At 60.4% G+C, this 17139-nt stretch carries 15 protein-coding genes; 10 read left to right on the forward strand and 5 right to left on the reverse strand.

The window, feature by feature from the left end; all coding sequences use genetic code 11:
* Positions 1 to 106 precede the first annotated feature (106 nt).
* From Mal15_RS10115 to Mal15_RS10125, 3 genes are all read left to right on the forward strand, one after another.
* On the forward strand, positions 107 to 1249 hold the full coding sequence (locus Mal15_RS10115) for an LptF/LptG family permease (protein WP_147867643.1): 1143 nt from the start codon (positions 107 to 109) through the stop codon (positions 1247 to 1249).
* On the forward strand, positions 1246 to 1932 hold the full coding sequence (locus tag Mal15_RS10120) for a TIGR04283 family arsenosugar biosynthesis glycosyltransferase (RefSeq protein ID WP_147867644.1): 687 nt from the start codon (positions 1246 to 1248) through the stop codon (positions 1930 to 1932). The genes Mal15_RS10115 and Mal15_RS10120 overlap by 4 nt, the downstream gene beginning before the upstream one ends.
* 187 nt (positions 1933 to 2119) lie before the next feature.
* Positions 2120 to 2302 (forward strand): hypothetical protein, encoded by a 183-nt coding sequence (locus Mal15_RS10125; protein WP_147867645.1) that lies wholly within the window; start codon positions 2120 to 2122, stop codon positions 2300 to 2302.
* Positions 2303 to 2413: 111 nt separating this feature from the next.
* Here Mal15_RS10125 and Mal15_RS10130 read toward each other — a convergent pair whose 3' ends face one another.
* The 3 genes from Mal15_RS10130 to Mal15_RS10140 form a co-directional block, all read right to left on the reverse strand.
* A complete protein-coding gene (locus Mal15_RS10130; protein ID WP_233903390.1) occupies positions 2414 to 3535 on the reverse strand; it encodes a hypothetical protein in 1122 nt (373 codons plus the stop codon).
* A 317-nt stretch (positions 3536 to 3852) separates the two neighbouring features.
* Positions 3853 to 4326, reverse strand: a complete 474-nt coding sequence (tadA, locus tag Mal15_RS10135; protein WP_147867647.1) for a tRNA adenosine(34) deaminase TadA — start codon at positions 4324 to 4326, stop codon at positions 3853 to 3855.
* Positions 4327 to 4355: 29 nt separating this feature from the next.
* Positions 4356 to 5189 (reverse strand): family 16 glycoside hydrolase, encoded by an 834-nt coding sequence (locus Mal15_RS10140; RefSeq protein ID WP_147867648.1) that lies wholly within the window; start codon positions 5187 to 5189, stop codon positions 4356 to 4358.
* 119 nt (positions 5190 to 5308) lie between these two features.
* Between Mal15_RS10140 and Mal15_RS10145 the strand changes: the two genes are divergently transcribed.
* On the forward strand, positions 5309 to 5758 hold the full coding sequence (locus Mal15_RS10145) for a VanZ family protein (protein WP_147867649.1): 450 nt from the start codon (positions 5309 to 5311) through the stop codon (positions 5756 to 5758).
* On the opposite strand, the gene Mal15_RS10150 is transcribed toward Mal15_RS10145, so the two are convergent.
* Positions 5686 to 6780, reverse strand: a complete 1095-nt coding sequence (locus tag Mal15_RS10150) for a potassium channel protein (RefSeq protein ID WP_147867650.1) — start codon at positions 6778 to 6780, stop codon at positions 5686 to 5688. The genes Mal15_RS10145 and Mal15_RS10150 overlap by 73 nt on opposite strands.
* 472 nt (positions 6781 to 7252) lie before the next feature.
* Between Mal15_RS10150 and Mal15_RS35125 the strand changes: the two genes are divergently transcribed.
* The 3 genes from Mal15_RS35125 to leuD all read left to right on the forward strand — a co-directional run bounded on the left by Mal15_RS35125 (position 7253) and on the right by leuD (position 9827).
* Positions 7253 to 7456, forward strand: coding sequence for a DUF1289 domain-containing protein (locus Mal15_RS35125; protein WP_147867651.1), 204 nt, complete (start codon positions 7253 to 7255; stop codon positions 7454 to 7456).
* A gap of 121 nt (positions 7457 to 7577) precedes the next feature.
* Positions 7578 to 9002 carry a 3-isopropylmalate dehydratase large subunit gene (gene leuC / locus Mal15_RS10160; protein WP_147867652.1) on the forward strand — a complete coding sequence of 475 codons (1425 nt, stop codon included), beginning with the start codon at positions 7578 to 7580 and terminating at the stop codon, positions 9000 to 9002.
* 231 nt (positions 9003 to 9233) lie between these two features.
* Positions 9234 to 9827, forward strand: a complete 594-nt coding sequence (leuD, locus tag Mal15_RS10165) for a 3-isopropylmalate dehydratase small subunit (protein WP_147867653.1) — start codon at positions 9234 to 9236, stop codon at positions 9825 to 9827.
* Positions 9828 to 10035: 208 nt separating this feature from the next.
* Here the strand turns inward: leuD and rarD are convergent, their stop codons facing one another.
* Positions 10036 to 10917, reverse strand: a complete 882-nt coding sequence (rarD, locus tag Mal15_RS10170) for an EamA family transporter RarD (protein ID WP_167546712.1) — start codon at positions 10915 to 10917, stop codon at positions 10036 to 10038.
* A gap of 628 nt (positions 10918 to 11545) precedes the next feature.
* Here rarD and Mal15_RS10175 point away from each other — a divergent pair.
* From Mal15_RS10175 to Mal15_RS10185, 3 genes are read left to right on the forward strand one after another with little or no spacing between them, the layout of a single operon-like run.
* Entirely contained in the window at positions 11546 to 12454 is a 909-nt protein-coding gene (locus Mal15_RS10175) for a DUF58 domain-containing protein (RefSeq protein ID WP_147867655.1), read from the forward strand.
* Positions 12451 to 14718, forward strand: a complete 2268-nt coding sequence (locus Mal15_RS10180; protein WP_147867656.1) for a BatA domain-containing protein — start codon at positions 12451 to 12453, stop codon at positions 14716 to 14718. Before Mal15_RS10175 ends, Mal15_RS10180 begins: the two co-directional genes overlap by 4 nt.
* Positions 14718 to 17126 (forward strand): hypothetical protein, encoded by a 2409-nt coding sequence (locus Mal15_RS10185; RefSeq protein ID WP_147867657.1) that lies wholly within the window; start codon positions 14718 to 14720, stop codon positions 17124 to 17126. Before Mal15_RS10180 ends, Mal15_RS10185 begins: the two co-directional genes overlap by 1 nt.
* Positions 17127 to 17139: the final 13 nt, after the last annotated feature.

The following is a 17139-nucleotide window of genomic DNA, read 5'->3' on the forward strand; positions in this document are numbered from 1 at the left end:
GCTGCCCCGTGGATCGGCCTGGACGGTCAGGAAGGTCAAAGCGGAGGCAAAACCGAAACTTCAGCGCATCGGTCAAATGTTCCCACCCGAGTGAGTCCGATCCGCCGTGACGCAAATCGATCGTTACATTCTGGGGCTATTCTTCCGGACCTTTGCAGTCTGTTTCGCCTCGCTGTCGGGGATCTTTGTCGTTTTCCACGCGTTCCAGAACATGAACGACCTGGTGGATTTGGCACAATCACGCGGCGTCAGTGTTTCTCGGGTCATGTGGTACTACTACGGCCCGTACATGTTGCTGCTGTTTGATTGGACCGGGGCGATCATTGCATTGATGACGCTGTTGTTTGTTGTCGGTTGGCTGCGGCGCACCGGTGAATTGACCGCAACCCTGGCCGCGGGAGTATCACACGGACGGATCTTCCGCTGGATGGTTGTTGCCGCAATGGGCATCGTGCTGGTGCAATTTGCCAGCCGCGAACTGCTGTTACCGACGATGCGCGATGCGTTGTCGATGAAAAGCAAGGATTTGTCAGGGGACGCACCGCAGCCGATTCTGCCCAGTTACGACAAAATCAGCGGGATTCTGCTCGAGGGCCAGTCGATTCGGCCTCGCAGCAAAGAGATCCAGCATCCCAGTTTCCGGCTTGACGTGGATTATGCGGGATTCGGTGAAGCGCTGGTCTCGGTTTCGGCACGTTGGTTGCCTGCCGACGAGAACCACGGCGAAGGTTATTTGATGCAGCAGGTGTTCACGCCGCCCGCGATCGACCAGATCCCTTCGGCGAACAGGGACGGCCGACCGGTTTTGTTGACCGCCCATGATCAAGCGTGGCTGGCTCCGGGGGAATGTTTCGTCGTCACTCCGGTCAACGCCGAAATCCTGCAAACCGACCAGTCTTCGACGCGACTGTGCAGCAGTCTGCAATTGTTTCAACGGCTGCGCAATCCCGCCGTCCACAACTCGATGGCCACGCGGGTGCTGTTGCACGAGCGTCTGATCAGGGTGCCGTTGGATTTTTCCTTGTTCTTGCTGGGGTTGCCGTTGGTCGTCAATCGTCGTGGTCGCAACCTGTTCATGATGATTGGGGCGGCCATCGGCACCGTGATTTTATTTTTCGCGCTCAAAACGGCCGGCAGCGCGATGGGGGGTGGGGGCTACCTGCTCTCGCCCGCGATCGCCGCGTGGATGCCTTTTTTGGTCCTCGGCCCGATCGCTTATGTCCGGTTGCGTGAAGTCGAGACGGTATGACGCCCCGGGACGTTTCGGTCATCATTGCGGCGCTCAATGAAGCCGAGCGTATCGAAGCGGCGATCGGATCGGCGTGGAAAAACGGTGCGGGAGAGGTCGTCGTTTGCGACGGCGGCAGCGAGGACCGAACCGCCCAATTGGCTCGGCAGTCGGCAGCCACGGTCGTGCAGTCGCAGCGCGGCCGCGGAAAGCAGATGGCGGCCGGGGCATCAGCCTCGACGCGAGACATGTTGTTATTCCTGCACGCGGACAATCGATTGGGTGACGGTTGTTTGGACGCGCTGTGCCGGTGTGTCGATCGTGCGGGCGACCCACGGGCCTGTTGGGGGGGATTTCGCCAGCGAATTGACGCCGAGGATGCGATCTACCGCTGGCTGGAATGGGGCAATGCACTCCGCGTGCGATGGCGCGGCGTGCCGTTCGGCGATCAAGCGATGTTCGCCTCTCGGCAACTGTACGAGGGTGTGGGAGGGTTCCAGGCGGTGCCGTTGATGGAAGATGTGTTGCTCGCCCAGGCCTTGCGGCGGCGGCGTTGGCCACTGTTGGTCGATGGCATAGTGCACATTGATGCACGACGTTGGAAATCACGCGGCGTGATCCGCCAGACCGCTCGAAACTGGGGCATCCAAATCGCTCATCGTTTGGGCGTGTCGGAACATCGTCTGGAAAGATGGTATCGATAACCCCCTGGAGTTGGTGGATTCCCTGGTGAATTCCAAATTCAATTGCACGCGGCACCTTGCGGCCCGCGCCAGTGAATTTAGAATCGCCTGTCCATCTGGGGAGAACGCGATTGATGCAGTGAGTGTTTGATCGGGACAAACACACAATCACGTTCTGCCGCTCAGATGACCCCTCGAGGTTATCGTTTTGCTTACTGAAGCCACCGTTGAAGAGATGTTCCGCAAGTTGATCACCGACCCCAATCGTGGGGAGAATGTCTTCGATGAAGCAGAAGATCTTTTGGACGAAGAACTCCGGCCGGAGAGCCCGCTGCGGCACCGATTGAGCCAGGAGTTAGAGGAATTGCGAGAGTTGGCCGAGAAAGCTTGATCACCTCTCCCGCAGAAATCGCGGCCGCCGATGCCGCAGAAACGCAAGAAAGCCGCGACGGAAAGATTCCGCCGCGGCTTTTCTGTTTCGCTGCTCGGGGTGATTGAACCGTTAGCGGTTCAGCGTGATCCCGAAGGTTCCGCCGACCATCAAGAAATCCTGGTCGTTGTCACCACCTCGCAAGACCGAGTTGCTATTGTCGCCGCCTCGCCACAGACCGCGAGCGACATCGATCAGTTGGAAACCGGCTCGGACCGTGACCGCACGGCTGAGTTGGTAACCGAGTTCTCCGCGGACATCGAACCCGAGGAAGAACTCTTCGTTGCGGGTGTAGACGCGGTCGGTTTCGTCGTACAAGATCCGAGTCACCTCGTCGCCCTGGGTGATCAGGTCGGTTCCATCGTACACGACGGCTTCGGTGTGGCGGTTGTTGAAGCTGCTCTGGAAGTTCGCCCCCGAGAACACTTTGAAATCGGTCGCGAACGTGAATCGATCGATGAACTTGAAGTATCGGAAACCGATCTGACCGGTGATCGCTTCGTTCTCGGTGAAGGCCTGGTCGGTCGTCATCAATTCGGCCGCTGCACCGTAGGTGGTGATCAAGTTGGGACGTCCGGCCGCTGCATCGGCGATCTGGTCGGGGTCGTTGGAACTGATAAAGTTCTGGAAGACATTCGTATCTTCGATTCGGAACCAGCGGAATCCGACCATCGGTTCAAGAATCCCACCGTAATGGTAGGGCTCCAACCGCCACGTCTTGCTCAACTCGTAGCTATCAAAATCGATCACGTTCTCGCTTTTCTTTTCATCGACAAAGCGATAGTTGAAACCGCGGTTGTTGGAGACTCCCGGGATGGCTTCGAATCCGAACGGTGGTGCCGCATTGGTGGCGTCACCGTCGAGTTCATCTTCGTTGATGCGATTGCCACGTTCCTTACGGACGCTGAAAAACTGGCCGATGTCATTGTCGACCCAGCTGAACAGCCAGCCTTTGTCCGTGTCGGGCATCATGAACCCGATCTCGTAGCGGTGGCCCCAGCCGCTATCCATACCCGACTCAAGCCCCTGGCTGTTGTTCTCCAGTTCGGGCCGCGAACCGTACAGGTTCAATCGGTCGTAGGTGGCGAACCAGCCCGTGTTGGCCCGCTTCTTTGGCTTCATATCCGCCAAGTCCATGTCGTAGATCGGCTCGAACCAACGGAAGTCGGGATCGAACTGAAACGGATCCGCCACGGGGACGTGCTCCTGAGCCTGGGCTGAGGCCATACCACAGAGCAGTACTAGGGATCCAAAAATTCTAGCCGTCAGCTTCCGTACCGACATCGCTGTTCCACCGTCTAATAGTAGTCGTCCGTAGTAGCCGCGGAAAACTGCCTGCAATTTTCTCTCGCGGCCCGCGTTGGGGTGCATTGACCGAATTTTTTGTCTCTTGACACAAAAATTCGGTCGTGACGGTCTTATCGGACAGGCTGACGCCCAGGGCTTAGTCTGATTGCCGCGAGAAGTGGCAAAAGTCCGAGAATCTTGAATACCGGTACAGTTTCACCCACCTACTTCTTCCCCAGCGCGCGTTTGCTAGCGAAAAAGTCCGTCAACACTCGTCCGCAAGGTTCGGCCTTGATTCCCGCGACCACCTCGGACTGATGGTTCAGCCGGTCATCCTCGAGCAATTGGAACAGGCTGGTCACCGCGCCGGCTTTCGGGTCGCTGGCGCCAAAGACCACCCGTGGGACCCGGGATTGCAGAATCGCCCCGGCACACATCGGGCACGGCTCCAACGTCACGTACAGCGTCGTCTTTTCCAGCCTCCAGTCGCCGATCGCGGCCGCCGCTTGCGTGATCGCGATCATCTCCGCATGGGCGGTGGGATCCTTCAGCATTTGCCGCTGGTTGGAGGCGGCAGCGATGATCTGATGATCGCGGACAATCAACGCCCCGACGGGAACCTCATCCAATTCCATCGCTTGGTAGGCCAGCTCGAGTGCCCGGCCCATGAAGTGTTCGTCGATTTGCTGTTGATCCATCGAAAACCCGCTTACTGTGCCGCTGCGGTTTACTGTGCCGCTGCGATTTCCGATCGATGCAGACGTCGCAGTTGGATGTTGCGGATTTGCGAGTCGCATTCGAAATTCGCAATCCCCATCGGCGTGCAAGGATCCATTTCGAATCGGATGTCGAACTCGTGGTCCTTGCGGGGCTGGCTGAACAGTTCAGTGCCATCGACCCAGACCGTGATCTTCGTGGTCTCCACCCGAACACGGGCGCTGTACCACTTTTTATCCTCATAATTCTTGAACATCGTGGTTTCGTTGTCGCTGGCGTCACGTCCATCGATGCTGCTGATCCCGGTGATTCCGCCGCCCCATCCGCCCATCACCAAGCTGACGTATTGGTCGGCGACGGGAAAGGTAAACGCGCACAGAAAGTCGTAGCCGGAATCGCGCCGACATTCCCAGCGGAGTTCATAGTTGTCCCGAGGCAGCGGTTTGGCGTTTTTCGAATCCTGGCCGTCGCCGTTGGCCGAATCGCCATCAAAGGGTCCCGTCCAGACCACACCGGTCAGCGGGTCGCCGTGTTCCATCTTGATCACACCGTCCTTGATCACCACGTCGCCTTCCCCTCCGAATTGGCAGGCTTTCCAGTGCCCGGCCAGGGTGATCCAAGGCGTCTTGGTGGATTTGTCGGCAGCGTCGTTTTCGGGGGCGTTTTTGTCCGTGGTCGTGTTTTGTGTGGCAGGTTTCTTGACTTCCGCGTCGGCTTGCACTGCCGTGGCTTGCTGCGCTGTCGCCGCGGTTGCTACAACCGCCGCAGCGACCAGTGCGACAAACCTTGTTCGGGCAAGGGGGTTCGTGCGGCCGCGGGTGAGGGTTCGATGGAGACGCTGCACGGTGGTGTCCTCTTGCCTAGAGATCAATAGATTCACGATTCAGTTTCTGTGCGAACAGTTCTGTACGACCAGACGTCATCCGGCCCACCGCCGGTGGACCTAACCTTGTTGCTTGTTTTATGCGTCCAATCACCGGCATCACCATACTCGGCTTTCGCCTTGGCGTCATCGCTCTGGCCGTCTATTGGAGCGCACTTTTTCTGGGAACGCACCTGCCTGCGGGAATCGATGTCGGGCCCCAGGTCAGCGACAAACTGAAGCATTTTGGCGGCTATTTCGGACTGGCCGTCCTGTGTTGCTACGTGACGCAATCGCCGGCGAACGATCCACGCCGGTCGGCTTGGCGATTCCTCGGCGTGATCGTTGTCTTGGCGGCCTACGCCTGCATCGACGAACTGACCCAGGCGTTCTCGCCGGGACGCCATCCGGACGTCCTCGATGCGCTGGCGGATCTGGCGGGGATCATGACGGCGGTGGGTCTGTACGTCGTGTCGCGTCAGATCGCGCGGAGGTTCTCATCACTGCCGGCGTCCAAGGAAGCCGTCTCCAACGAGGCGGCTGACGCTTGAACCGTCTGACCGCGCCGGTCTGTGAATGTGCAGGCGTCATCCTCCTCCTCGGCGGTCTTCAGTTTCAACTTGGCGATGCGTTGCCTCAGCAACCGCGAGTGTTTCTCCATCTCTGCCAGTTCCTTCTCCAGTTTTTCGATCCGCCGCTGATCGCTGACACGCAAGATCCGCTCGGTCAGGTCAAACAGGATCAAAACTCGCAACGCCTTGATCGCCGTGCCCCGTAATCGATAGGCGCGCGCCAAGTTGGAGATCTGCTGGATCCGCATCAAATCGGCCAACCGAGTCGCCTTGGCCAAACTCAACGTCCGCAAGAACGACACCAACGGCAGCAGGATGATCGCCAGATCGATCCAGTGTTCTTTGCAGTACTCCAGTTTCTTCTCCGCGATCGACACCATCAAAATGAATTCGGCGGCGAACGCAAACCAAATCACCCCCGTGCCACCATGCAACAGGATGCGGAGCCAGCGGTAAGCGGCGACTTGATCTTTCAAGAAGAACTCGATGATCAGGATCGGCATGATCAACAGTGCGATCACCATCATCGGAACACTAAAATGGCGTTCCAATTGTCGCTGCAACCGTCGACCTCCCCGGCGCCATCCCAGCCCGGGCAACCAAATCCGACCGTGCATCTCGGGACTGCGGGCACACATGCGAAGCGCCGGGCAGAGGCAGAACAACACGCTGTGCAGGTGATGCCGCAGACTTTCGCGATTCCATGGTCGCGTCACCCAGTGCACGATCGCTTCACCGATCACGACACACCAGATCACCAACATGGTCACCAACACGCCGCCCTCAAGCCCATACGGCGCCACCAATGCCGTCTCGGCCGCCTCCAAACTCTCCGCATCGACCACCTGCTTGGCACGTTCTTGCAACCCCGGAACGTCGACCCAGATCACCACCAGAACAGCCAGACAGACCAAAAAGATCATCGCCAGCGAGAACATCAACACTTCGTTGCGGCCGGCGAACCACCGCAACCACAACCGGGTGTCGAAACGCTTTTTCATCTCGAAACTCCTGGAATGTGGTCCAAAAGGTCGGGGGAGCCGATCCGAACGGGATCGCTCGGGTGTGCTGCCGAAGGATTATAGGGAAAACACCCCGGGGCAGTGACGGGCTCCCCCGGCAGCCCTGTGATAGACTAGGCTACGCACGCGACCCCAAAGGGCGCAAATGCCATCGCGACTCACTGATTTATTCGTTCCGAAAATCAATCGCAACCAGGCGAAGCGGTTCCGTCATTGTTCCCCAGGGAGAATCCTGCAGATCGAGGTCGGGGGTTTTCCTGCCTTCTGCCTCGTTCCAAGGCTCCCCCTTGGAACGCCCTGCAGGCCTGGCTCCCACCACACGCCCCGCGTACAACCAGAGGCGGAACCTGGGCAGATTTCCGTTCCCAGGCCGAATCCCGGGAACGGGGCAATACACGGGGGATCCACCTTCTGGCGAAGGTAGCTACGTTCGCAACGGTCCAAACGCGTCATGCAATCGCAACACCATCCGCCTGATCCCCCCGAGACGGTGAGTTCTCAATCGCCTTGCGTCGACCACTGCGCACTCGACGCGGCGCAGACCTGCCTGGGCTGCTTTCGGACGCTGGACGAAATCGCCCGCTGGTCCGTGATGAGCGAAGAAGAAAGGCGAGAAACCAATCGGCGATGCCGACAACGGCGTCAACAAGCCTGAATTGCGGTCGGTGGCCCCCCCGAACATCATCGCCGCCGGATCGCTCATTGACAATTCAAGGCTTTCCGCCGACAGTTAGGGGCTCCGCTTTTAGTATTCCTCCGTTTCCCCCACCCCGCTAATGACCGATGCCGACTCGTCCGCCCCGCGGACTTTGCTAGACAAAATCTGGGACCAACACGTCGTCCACCAACCGGAATCCGGCCCCGCGATTTTGTACATCGATCTGCACCTGGTTCACGAAGTCACCAGCCCTCAGGCCTTTGAAGGGCTGCGGATCAACGGTCGCAACGTGCGTCGGCCGGAGCGAACGTTGGCCACCCCGGACCACAATGTCCCGACCAGCGACCGATCGCTGCCGATCGCCGACCCGATCAGCCGCAAACAGATCGAAACCCTGCGCAGCAACTGTGCCGAATTCGGCGTCCAGCTGTTCGACATCGGCGACGTCCGCCAAGGCATCGTGCACGTGATCGGCCCCGAAAACGGTTACACCCAACCGGGCATGACGATCGTCTGTGGCGACAGCCACACCGCCACCCACGGGGCGTTTGGCGCCTTGGCCTTTGGGATCGGAACCAGCGAAGTCGAACACGTCTTGGCGACACAAACCCTGCTGCAGTTCAAACCCAAGACGTTTGAGTTGCGCGTCGACGGCCAGTTGCCCAAAGGCGTCACTGCCAAAGACATGATCCTGTATCTGATCGGCAAGATCGGTACCGCCGGCGGCACCGGCTACGTGCTCGAATACACCGGCGACTGCGTGACCAACCTGACGATGGAAGAACGCATGACGGTCTGTAACATGTCGATCGAAGCGGGCGCGCGTGCCGGGATGATCGCCCCCGATCAATCCACCTTTGAATACTTGAAGGGATTGCCGGAAGCGCCCGCCGATTTCGATGCCGCCGTCGCACGCTGGGCAGGACTCTCCACGGATCCGGGAGCGACGTACGACAAGTCGCTGCATTTCAACGGTGCCGACATCCAACCCCAGGTGACCTGGGGGACCAACCCCGGTCAAGTGATCAGCGTCAAAGACAAGACGCCCGATCCGGCCGACTTTAGCGATCCGACCGACCAAAAAACGACCCGTGACGCGCTGGCCTACATGGGACTCGACGCCAGCACCGCGATGGAAGACGTCGCGATCGACCGCGTCTTCATCGGCTCCTGCACCAACGCCCGCATCGAAGACCTGCGGGCGGCCGCCGAAGTCATCAAGGGCTACCACGTCAGCGACAAAGTCAACGCGATGGTTGTGCCGGGAAGCGGCAAGGTCAAAGCCCACGCCGAACGCGAAGGGCTGGACAAGGTCTTCCGCGAAGCCGGATTCGATTGGCGCGAGGCCGGCTGCAGCATGTGCCTGGCCATGAACCCCGACAAACTGGCGCCGGGTGAACGCTGTGCCAGCACCAGCAACCGCAACTTCGAAGGCCGCCAAGGCAAGGGCGGACGGACGCACCTGGTCAGCCCCGCGATGGCCGCCGCCGCCGCCATCCAAGGCCACTTCGTCGACATCCGCGACTGGGACTACAAGCACTAGAGGGATAGGCTTCCAGCCTGGCCGCGGAAAAGAGGCCTGACCCCTTTTCCGCTCAAACGACTTTCGATCGCAAACTGAGCCGCAGGCGCTAGCCTCGGGCCTTACAAGTCTCGAAGGGCAATCCAAGGCCCGCGGTTAGCGCCGCCGGCTCATCGAGTAGGTGGCATCGAGTGCGACCTACGGACCTTTGCTTCCACGCGACCACCACCCAAGCCACTTCACCAACCACCCATGCAGAGCTTTACCAAACACACCGGCATCGTCGCGACGATGGATCGTGCCAACGTCGACACCGACCAAATCATCCCAAAGCAGTTCCTGAAACGGATCGAGCGCACCGGATTCGGACAATTTCTGTTTTACGACTGGCGTTTCCAGGAAGACGGTGAAACGCCGAACCCCGAATTCGAGCTGAACCAACCGGCCGTCAAAGGCGCCTCGATCCTGGTCGCGCGCCGCAATTTCGGCAGCGGATCGAGCCGCGAACATGCGGTCTGGGCACTGGACGATTACGGTTTTCGCAGCGTGATCGCGCCGTCGTTTGCCGACATCTTCTTCAACAACTGCTTCAAGAACGGCGTGCTGCCGATCACCTTGCCCGAAAGCGACATCGATCATCTTTTCGAAACCGCCCAAGCCAAGGGGACCTACGAGTTGACGGTCGATCTGGAAAACCAGGTCATCAAAGACGCCGACGGTTGGGAGCGATCGTTCGAGGTCGATGCCAGCCGCCGCGACAAGATGCTGCAAGGCTTGGACGACATCGGCCAAACGCTGAAGTTCGAAGACAAGATCGCGGACTACGAAGCCGCCCGAACCTGGTAGACGCCCGACATCGTGCGACAGACTGGGGCTTCGGGTAGCCGATGCGTTTTGAGAGTCGCCGTGTTCTTCGAACTCGGCGGACCGAAAAAGCGAATCTTTGCCCCGCGCCGACCTCGGAGAGGCCGGCGACGGTCCAGCCCGATCGAAAATTGAGCTGCGGCGGAATACGAGTACCGAAGCGCAAATGAGTGGATGGGCTGCCCCGCCTTCACCGCCGCTTGATCAAGAACACCGCCACCCCGCTCCAAACGAACGCGAACCCGATCAACGTGTTGGTCGACATCGGTTCGCCGAAGTAAAACGCGCCGACCAAAAACTGCAGCGTCGGGCCGATGAATTGCAGGACGCCGATCAGGGTCAGCGGAATCCGCTGAGCGGCGGCGGAGAAAAACGCCAGCGGAACGAGCGTTAAAAAACCGCCGATGATCAGCATCGCGTCCAGCATCGCGTTGCCGCGACCAAAATCCCCCGCGCCGCCTTGGTACAACAGCGTCAAATAAACCAGCGTCGGGGACAGCAGCACCAGCGTCTCGAGAAACAACCCGTTCATCGGGTCCAGTTGCGCCTTCTTCTTGACCAACGCGTATCCGGCAAATGAGCTGGCCATCGCCAGTGAAACCCAGGGGAACTGGCCGGCGGCGAAGGTCATCACCGTGACCCCGATCGCGGCCAATCCGATCGCGCCCCACCGCGCCGCCGGTAGCCGCTCCCCGAGCACGACGACCCCCAGCAAAACGTTGAACAAGGGGCTGATGTAGTACCCCAACGACGACAGCAACACCTGCTCGTTCGTGACCGCGTACAAGAACGCTCCCCAGTTGATCGCGATCAAGAAGGCTGCCGCGGCATAGATGCCCCATGTCCGGGGCCGACGGAGCGCCTCCAGCAACGCCACCCGAACGACACGGTTGCTGAGCCGGAATCGGACCCCCGCGATCAGCATCGAAAACACAAACGCCCAAACAACCCGGTGGCTGACCAACTCCAGCGCCGACGTTCCGCGCAGCAGATTCCAGAAGATCGGAAACAGCCCCCAAATCACGTTGGCGGCCAATGCGCAGAAGAATCCCAGGCGGGTGGAGGCTGACATGCAGTGATTTCGAGAACCTTGGCAAACGCCGAAAACTGGCCAGCCGCACATGCGGCCGACCATCATCAAAGCCGAGACCAGTGAATACCGGCCGGCACAGCCGAGCTTACAGCCCCACACTTAACAACGGAATCGGGACCCAAATTGTAGAACCGTTGTCCCAACTGTTCCCCCTGGCCGCGCAGCGGACACCCTCAGCCGCGTCCCGTGGAAACCATTCCGTCCGTTGCCGCATGATTTTGCCCCGCATCATTCTGCCAGCCCTCTCCCCATCGTTTTGCCCCACCCAAATCTACAGAGAACGCGATCGTCCCTTTATGGTTCGCAAGCCTTTCAAGAATCGGGAGGATTCGTCTGCCGTCCATTCACCTGCCACAAGGATCAATCCCTGTTCCTCCGCAGGTGGCCTGTTGGTTTACTAATGCCGCGGCGCGAGCAAGGGCGGCTTCCGGCAAGCTTGGCTGGGGACGACGCCGTTCAGGAACTTCGCCGATCTCGCGGAATCGACGCGGCACGACAGGGTATAATCGTGACCCGTAACCGTTGATTCTAGTGGCGTCCCCCCCACGATCGCCTCCAGCCAGTCGCCTCCAGCCAGTCGCCTCCAGCCCAACCGCCCGAGCCCCCCATGCGGATTTTGGATTTCGTCAAACCGAAGGAATTGTCGCGCGTCGCGCGGCTGCAAATCCTGGCGCGGGAAATCGTCGAAGGCTACTGCAGCGGACGCCACCGATCGCCCCACAAAGGGTTCAGTGTCGAATTCAAGGAGCACCGCCAATATGTCCAGGGCGACGAGCTGAAGAATATTGACTGGAAGGTGTTCGGCAAAAGCGATCGCCTGTACATCCGCCAATACGAAGAAGAAACAAATCTTCGCTGCCATCTGTTGGTCGACCAGAGCGGTTCGATGGCTTACAAGGGCACCCGCAGCTTCGAGGGATTGTCCAAGCACGAATACGCCACTCGGCTGGCCGCCGCGTTCGCCTACTTCATGCTCGGCCAGCAAGATCCGGTCGGCTTGGTGACCTTTGACAACGACCTCCGCCAACAGGTCCCGCTGCGAAGCCGCCCGTCGCACCTGCAACCGATCTTGTCGGCGCTGGTCGCCGAGCAATCGCGGCGCGAGACGGACTTGGGGGGCGTGTTCCGAAAGATCGTTCCCAAAGTCGGGCGTCGCGGACTGATCGTAATCCTCTCCGACTCGATGGGCGACGCCGAATCAATTTCCCGATCATTGGCACAGTTCCGAGCGAACAAGCACGAGATCATCTTTTTCCAGATCCTGGATCCCGACGAAGTCGATTTTCCGTTTTCTGGCCGCATCCAATTCCGCGATCTGGAATCCGCGATCGACCAGCAGACCGTCGATGCCGCATCGATCCGCGATGCGTACCAGCAGCGCTTGACCGAGCACAACGAAGCCTTACGTGAGGCCAGTCGACGCAGCCGTGTGGATTTGATTCCGATCACCACCGACCAGCCCTTCGTCGATGTCTTGCACGAGTATGTGGCGGCCAGGAGACGGACGATTCGATGAGCCTTCTTAATGCCGCGTTGGCCTTCGGTGCGTTCGCGTTCACGATCCCGCTGGTCATCCATCTGTTCTTTCGCAGCCGATTCAAAACGGTTGACTGGGGAGCGATGTACTTGCTCGAAAGTGTCGTGCGGGTCAATCGGCGGCGGATGCAGGTGACCAATTTGTTGCTGTTGTTGCTGCGGTGTGCGATCCCGGTGCTGCTGGCGTTCTGTTTGGCCCGGCCGATGTGGACGGGGCTTCGCGCGCTGGCCGGTGACGCACCGAAAACGTTGGTCATCGCGATCGATGATTCACGCAGCATGTCGGTCACGCCGCCGGGCGAACCGTCACGGATCGAGGTCGCCAAGGAAGAGATCCGCACCGTGCTGGCCGATCTGACGCGGCGTGACGAAGTGATGCTGGTTCGCAGTTCACGCTTGGGTGCCGTCGCTGCCAAGATGGGAGTTTCGGATGCGTTGGCCAAGCTTCGAAGAATCGATGCCCGGGGCAACGCCGTCTCGATCGGCCAACTGATCGACGCGGCCATCGTCGCGTCTGAAGAGGGATCGTATCCCCGACGTCAGATTCTGGTCGTGTCGGACTTCCAGTCCGGCGCCGTCGATGCGGCGACGTTGGAAGCGGCGCGACGGATCGCCGAGACCAACCGGATTGCAGCGGAAACCGATGGCGGAACGCGGCTGGTCGTCGACATGCTGGACGTGGGTTCCAGTTGGGATGATCTGGCCAACGTCTCGGTCGATGCGGTCTCGATCGAATCGCCGGTCGTCGTCAGCGAACGATCGGGCGTGTACACGGCGACGCTGCGGAATGCATCCGACCTTCCGGCCAACGACTTGCGGCTGATCTGGTCGGTCGACGGAAAACCGTTGGAACCTCGCGTGGTGTCGATCGATGCGAAATCAACGTCGACCAATCGGCTGACACACTCCATCGACCGAGCCGGGATTCATGAAGTCGCCGCGACGATCGATCGCGGTGACGTCCTGGTCGACGACAACACACGCCGTGTCGCGGTGGAGGTGATCGATGAAGTCAACGTGTTGCTGGTCGAAGGTGGTTCCAGCAAGGAGCCGCTGGGTGGCCAGGCCGACTTTCTAGCGATCGCGCTCAGCCCGTTTGCCTTCGGCGGCGATGATCGCCCCGATCCGGTCCGTGCCGCTGTCGTGTCCCCGCAAAAGCTGGAATCTGCACTCCAGGAAAACCGGACGCGCGTCGTGATTCTCTGCGGTGTCGGACAGCTTCCCGATTCGGCCAAACAGCGACTCGCCATCTTTGTTGACCAGGGTGGCGCTTTGGTCGTGTTCGACGGACGAACCCTGCGCGCGGACCTCTACAACCAGGTCTGGCGCGGCGACGATGCCGAGCTGACCTTTCCGGCGACGCTGGGCGAGATCGTCGGCAATCCCGACGTCGACTCCGCTGGCCCCGAGGAATCGTTTGCGATCGACCAACCCACCACGCTGTACCAGCCCTGGAGGATCTTGGCGCGGGGCGACGCCAATCCGTTTTCCGGCGTCGACGTTTTCGCCTACCGCTCGCTGGCGGTCGACGAAGCGGATCAGCGCGACGCGACCGGTCGTGTCGTTTTGCTCCGCACGGCCGATGGTGCCCCGCTGGCGGTGATGGATGCCGTGGGCGAAGGGACGGTCGTGCAGTTCGCGGTTTCTGGCAACGCGGCCTGGACCAATCTGCCGCTGCGTCCCGTGTTTCTGCCATTGGTCCAACAGCTGGTACTGGACTTGGCGGGCAAACGGAGTGACGCGATGCTCCAGGTGGGACAACCGATCGTGATCGGCGAAGACGACTGGCCGGTCCCCGACGTGAAACTGGGGGCACAGACGCGAACCACCTACGCCGCCCGTACGCCGAGTGGGCAGTTCGAGATCCCGCCGCCCGCCGCCGACGATCCGGTCCGGCTGACCGCGACCTATGCCCCCGGTGTGTACACGATTCAAAAACGCGTGACCGACCTGCAAGATCCAGATAAAGTCGCCGTCGCGGAAATCATGCGAATCGCCACGGTGGACGCTTCGGAATCGCTGTTGGTCGACGTGGGTGAAGAACGCCAACAGGCATTGGCAACGATTTTGAACGCGGGTGTTTTCCAGACGGCTGCCGTGTTGCAAGACGCCGACCGTTCGCGTTCGTTCGGACGCGAGCTTTGGCGTGTGATCTTGGTCGTCCTGTTGGTGGCCTTGGTCGCCGAGCTGTGGTTGCAGCAGAACCTGGTGGCGCGACGAAGAATCACGGGAGGCACGCCGTAATGGTTGCACTGCTTGCCGCGCCACTGCTTTCATCGTCACTGCTTGCGTCGATCCGCTTTGCCGGTGATCTGCCCGCCCCGCTCGTTGCGGTATTGGCGCTGGTCGCCGTCGTCGCCGTGGTCGTGCTTTATGCGCGAGAAACGCGTTCGATCCGGCCGCCGTACCAGTACCTGTTGCCGGCCCTGCGGGGGACGGCCGTCGCGCTGGTGGTGTTGATTTTGGCGGGGCCGGTTTGGCATCGACGACAAGTCATCGGCACACTCGGGCGGGTCGTCTTCGCCGTCGACACCTCGCGCAGCATGTCGCTTTCGGACAGCCAGTCCGATTCCACCGCCGACAATCGTTTGCAGCGTGCTTCGGCAGCGTTGTTGGGGAACGCGACCGAACCGGGCTGGCTGGAACAAATCCACAAGACCCACGCGATCGACGTCATCGCATTCAGTGATTCGGATCCCGTTGCGATCTGGTCATCCGATGACCAATCCGAACTGCCCACGGCGTTGGACTGGTCGGCCGACGGGCCGGCGACCAATCTTTCGCGACCACTTCAATCGATCTTGTCGACGATTAATTTGGATTCGGCCGTCGACGACGTGAGCCTGTCGTCCTCCGGCGACGATATCGATTCGGTCCGCCGCGCCGCGATCGTGCTGATGACCGATGGCCGCGACACCGATTCCGCCAATCGCTTGGAACGGCCGGCACCCTCGGTCGCGGGGCAACTTGCCAGCGGCGGAACGACGGTCAATACACTCGGCTTTGGTTCGGTCGACGAACCGCCGGATATCGGCATCGTCGAAGTCATCCGTCCCGAAACGGTCGCCGCCGAAGGCAAACTGGCCGGCCAAGTCGTCGTGAAACATTTCGGGCGACAGGGCGAACCCGTGCTGGTCCGGATCGAATCCGACGGCGACACCGTGTGGCAAAAACAAGTCCGCATCACGGACACGCCTCGGCAATCGGTGCCCTTTGAGATCAATGTCGGTGAACTGGTCGATCGACTGCGCACACGATCCCCTCGCGGCATCAATCGAACCAACGAAGTGCTGCGTTTGGTCGCCAAGGTCGAATCCAGCGGCCCGGATTATTCGGCCGACAATAACCTGTCGCACTTTCGCGTGGCCGCCTCGACTCGAAATCGTCGGCTGTTGATCGTCGACGGATCCAGCCGCTGGGAAACCCGCTATCTGAAGAACCTGTTCGTACGTGACCCCGCCTGGCAGACCGATGTGGTCTTGTTCGGACCAGGAACGTCCACACCCAAATTACCGCGCGGCGATTCGCCGGGACAATTTCCCGAGACCGCCGAGGCGATGGCGCAGTACGACGCGATCTTGTTGGGCGAAGTTGATTCCCCCCAGTTCACCACCGCCGACCGCGGGCTTGTGTCACGATTCGTCGCCAGCGGCGGCGGATTGGTGATCATCGACGGGCGATTCGGGAAACTGCGTTCGCTGGCGGCAACCGAGTTTGGCGAATTGATGCCGGTGCGTTATCGAGGCAGCGGCCCGCCGCCGTTGCCCGACCGATTGCAAGCGACCCCCGAGGGGTTGGAACAGCCGGCGCTCGGATTGATCGACCAAAGCGACCAACTGGATGCGTTCTGGCGCTCGTTGCCATCGCCCACTTGGACCGCAAACGTTGAATTGAGCGAAGGCGCCGAGGCGTGGGGCGAAGCGGTCTTGGACAACGGCACCCGCACACCCTGGTTGGCGACGCGGATGTACGGCGCGGGGCGGGTGTTTTATTTCGCATCGGATCAGACCTGGCGATGGCGGTACAAGGTTGCCGACCGATTTCACGCACGGTTTTGGAATCAGTTGGTCGTTGCCGCGATGGAGCCGCCCTTTTCGGCCAGCGACCAGTACGTTTCGATCGGGACCGACAAGGTCGAGTATCGCGACGGCGAACCGGTGGCGGTCCGTGCCCGGTTGCGTGACGTCCGCGGCAATCCCGTCGTCGACGCCACCGTGGATGCGTTGGTCATCCGCGACGGCAATGTGGTCGCCACGATTCCGCTGAGTGTCGATAATCCCAGTCGCGGCACCTATGCCGGCGATGTCCCGCCGCTGCCCGGCGGCGAGTACTCGATCCGAATTCGCGCCAGCGGGTTCGACGAATCGGCGCTGTTGGCGTCGACGCCGATTTGGGTCATCGAAGGTGATCACGCCGAAATGCAACGGATGAGTTTGGACGAAGACTCGCTGCGCCAAATCGCATCGGCCGGTGAAGGCACCTATATCCATGAATCCGATGCCGGTCGCATGCTGGAACTGCTGAAACCGCTTTCCAGCGGAACCGTCATCGAAACCGACACGGTGCTGTGGCAGTCTTACCTTTGGTTTGGGTTGATCATCGCGCTGCTGACCATCGAATGGTGGTGTCGCAAGCGAGCCGGATTGGTCTAACGGACAGGAATCA

The sequence above is a fragment of the Stieleria maiorica genome (genome assembly GCF_008035925.1).
Classification (GTDB): domain Bacteria; phylum Planctomycetota; class Planctomycetia; order Pirellulales; family Pirellulaceae; genus Stieleria; species Stieleria maiorica.

Coding starts and splice junctions, on each gene's coding strand:
- Mal15_RS10120 (WP_147867644.1), top strand. CDS start 1,246: ATGACGCCCCGGGACGTTTCGGTCATCATTGCGGCGCTCAATGAAGCC.
- tadA (WP_147867647.1), bottom strand. CDS start 4,326: ATGGATCAACAGCAAATCGACGAACACTTCATGGGCCGGGCACTCGAG.
- Mal15_RS10145 (WP_147867649.1), top strand. CDS start 5,309: ATGCGTCCAATCACCGGCATCACCATACTCGGCTTTCGCCTTGGCGTC.
- Mal15_RS10150 (WP_147867650.1), bottom strand. CDS start 6,780: ATGAAAAAGCGTTTCGACACCCGGTTGTGGTTGCGGTGGTTCGCCGGC.
- Mal15_RS35125 (WP_147867651.1), top strand. CDS start 7,253: ATGCAATCGCAACACCATCCGCCTGATCCCCCCGAGACGGTGAGTTCT.
- leuC (WP_147867652.1), top strand. CDS start 7,578: ATGACCGATGCCGACTCGTCCGCCCCGCGGACTTTGCTAGACAAAATC.
- leuD (WP_147867653.1), top strand. CDS start 9,234: ATGCAGAGCTTTACCAAACACACCGGCATCGTCGCGACGATGGATCGT.
- rarD (WP_167546712.1), bottom strand. CDS start 10,917: ATGTCAGCCTCCACCCGCCTGGGATTCTTCTGCGCATTGGCCGCCAAC.
- Mal15_RS10175 (WP_147867655.1), top strand. CDS start 11,546: ATGCGGATTTTGGATTTCGTCAAACCGAAGGAATTGTCGCGCGTCGCG.
- Mal15_RS10180 (WP_147867656.1), top strand. CDS start 12,451: ATGAGCCTTCTTAATGCCGCGTTGGCCTTCGGTGCGTTCGCGTTCACG.
- Mal15_RS10185 (WP_147867657.1), top strand. CDS start 14,718: ATGGTTGCACTGCTTGCCGCGCCACTGCTTTCATCGTCACTGCTTGCG.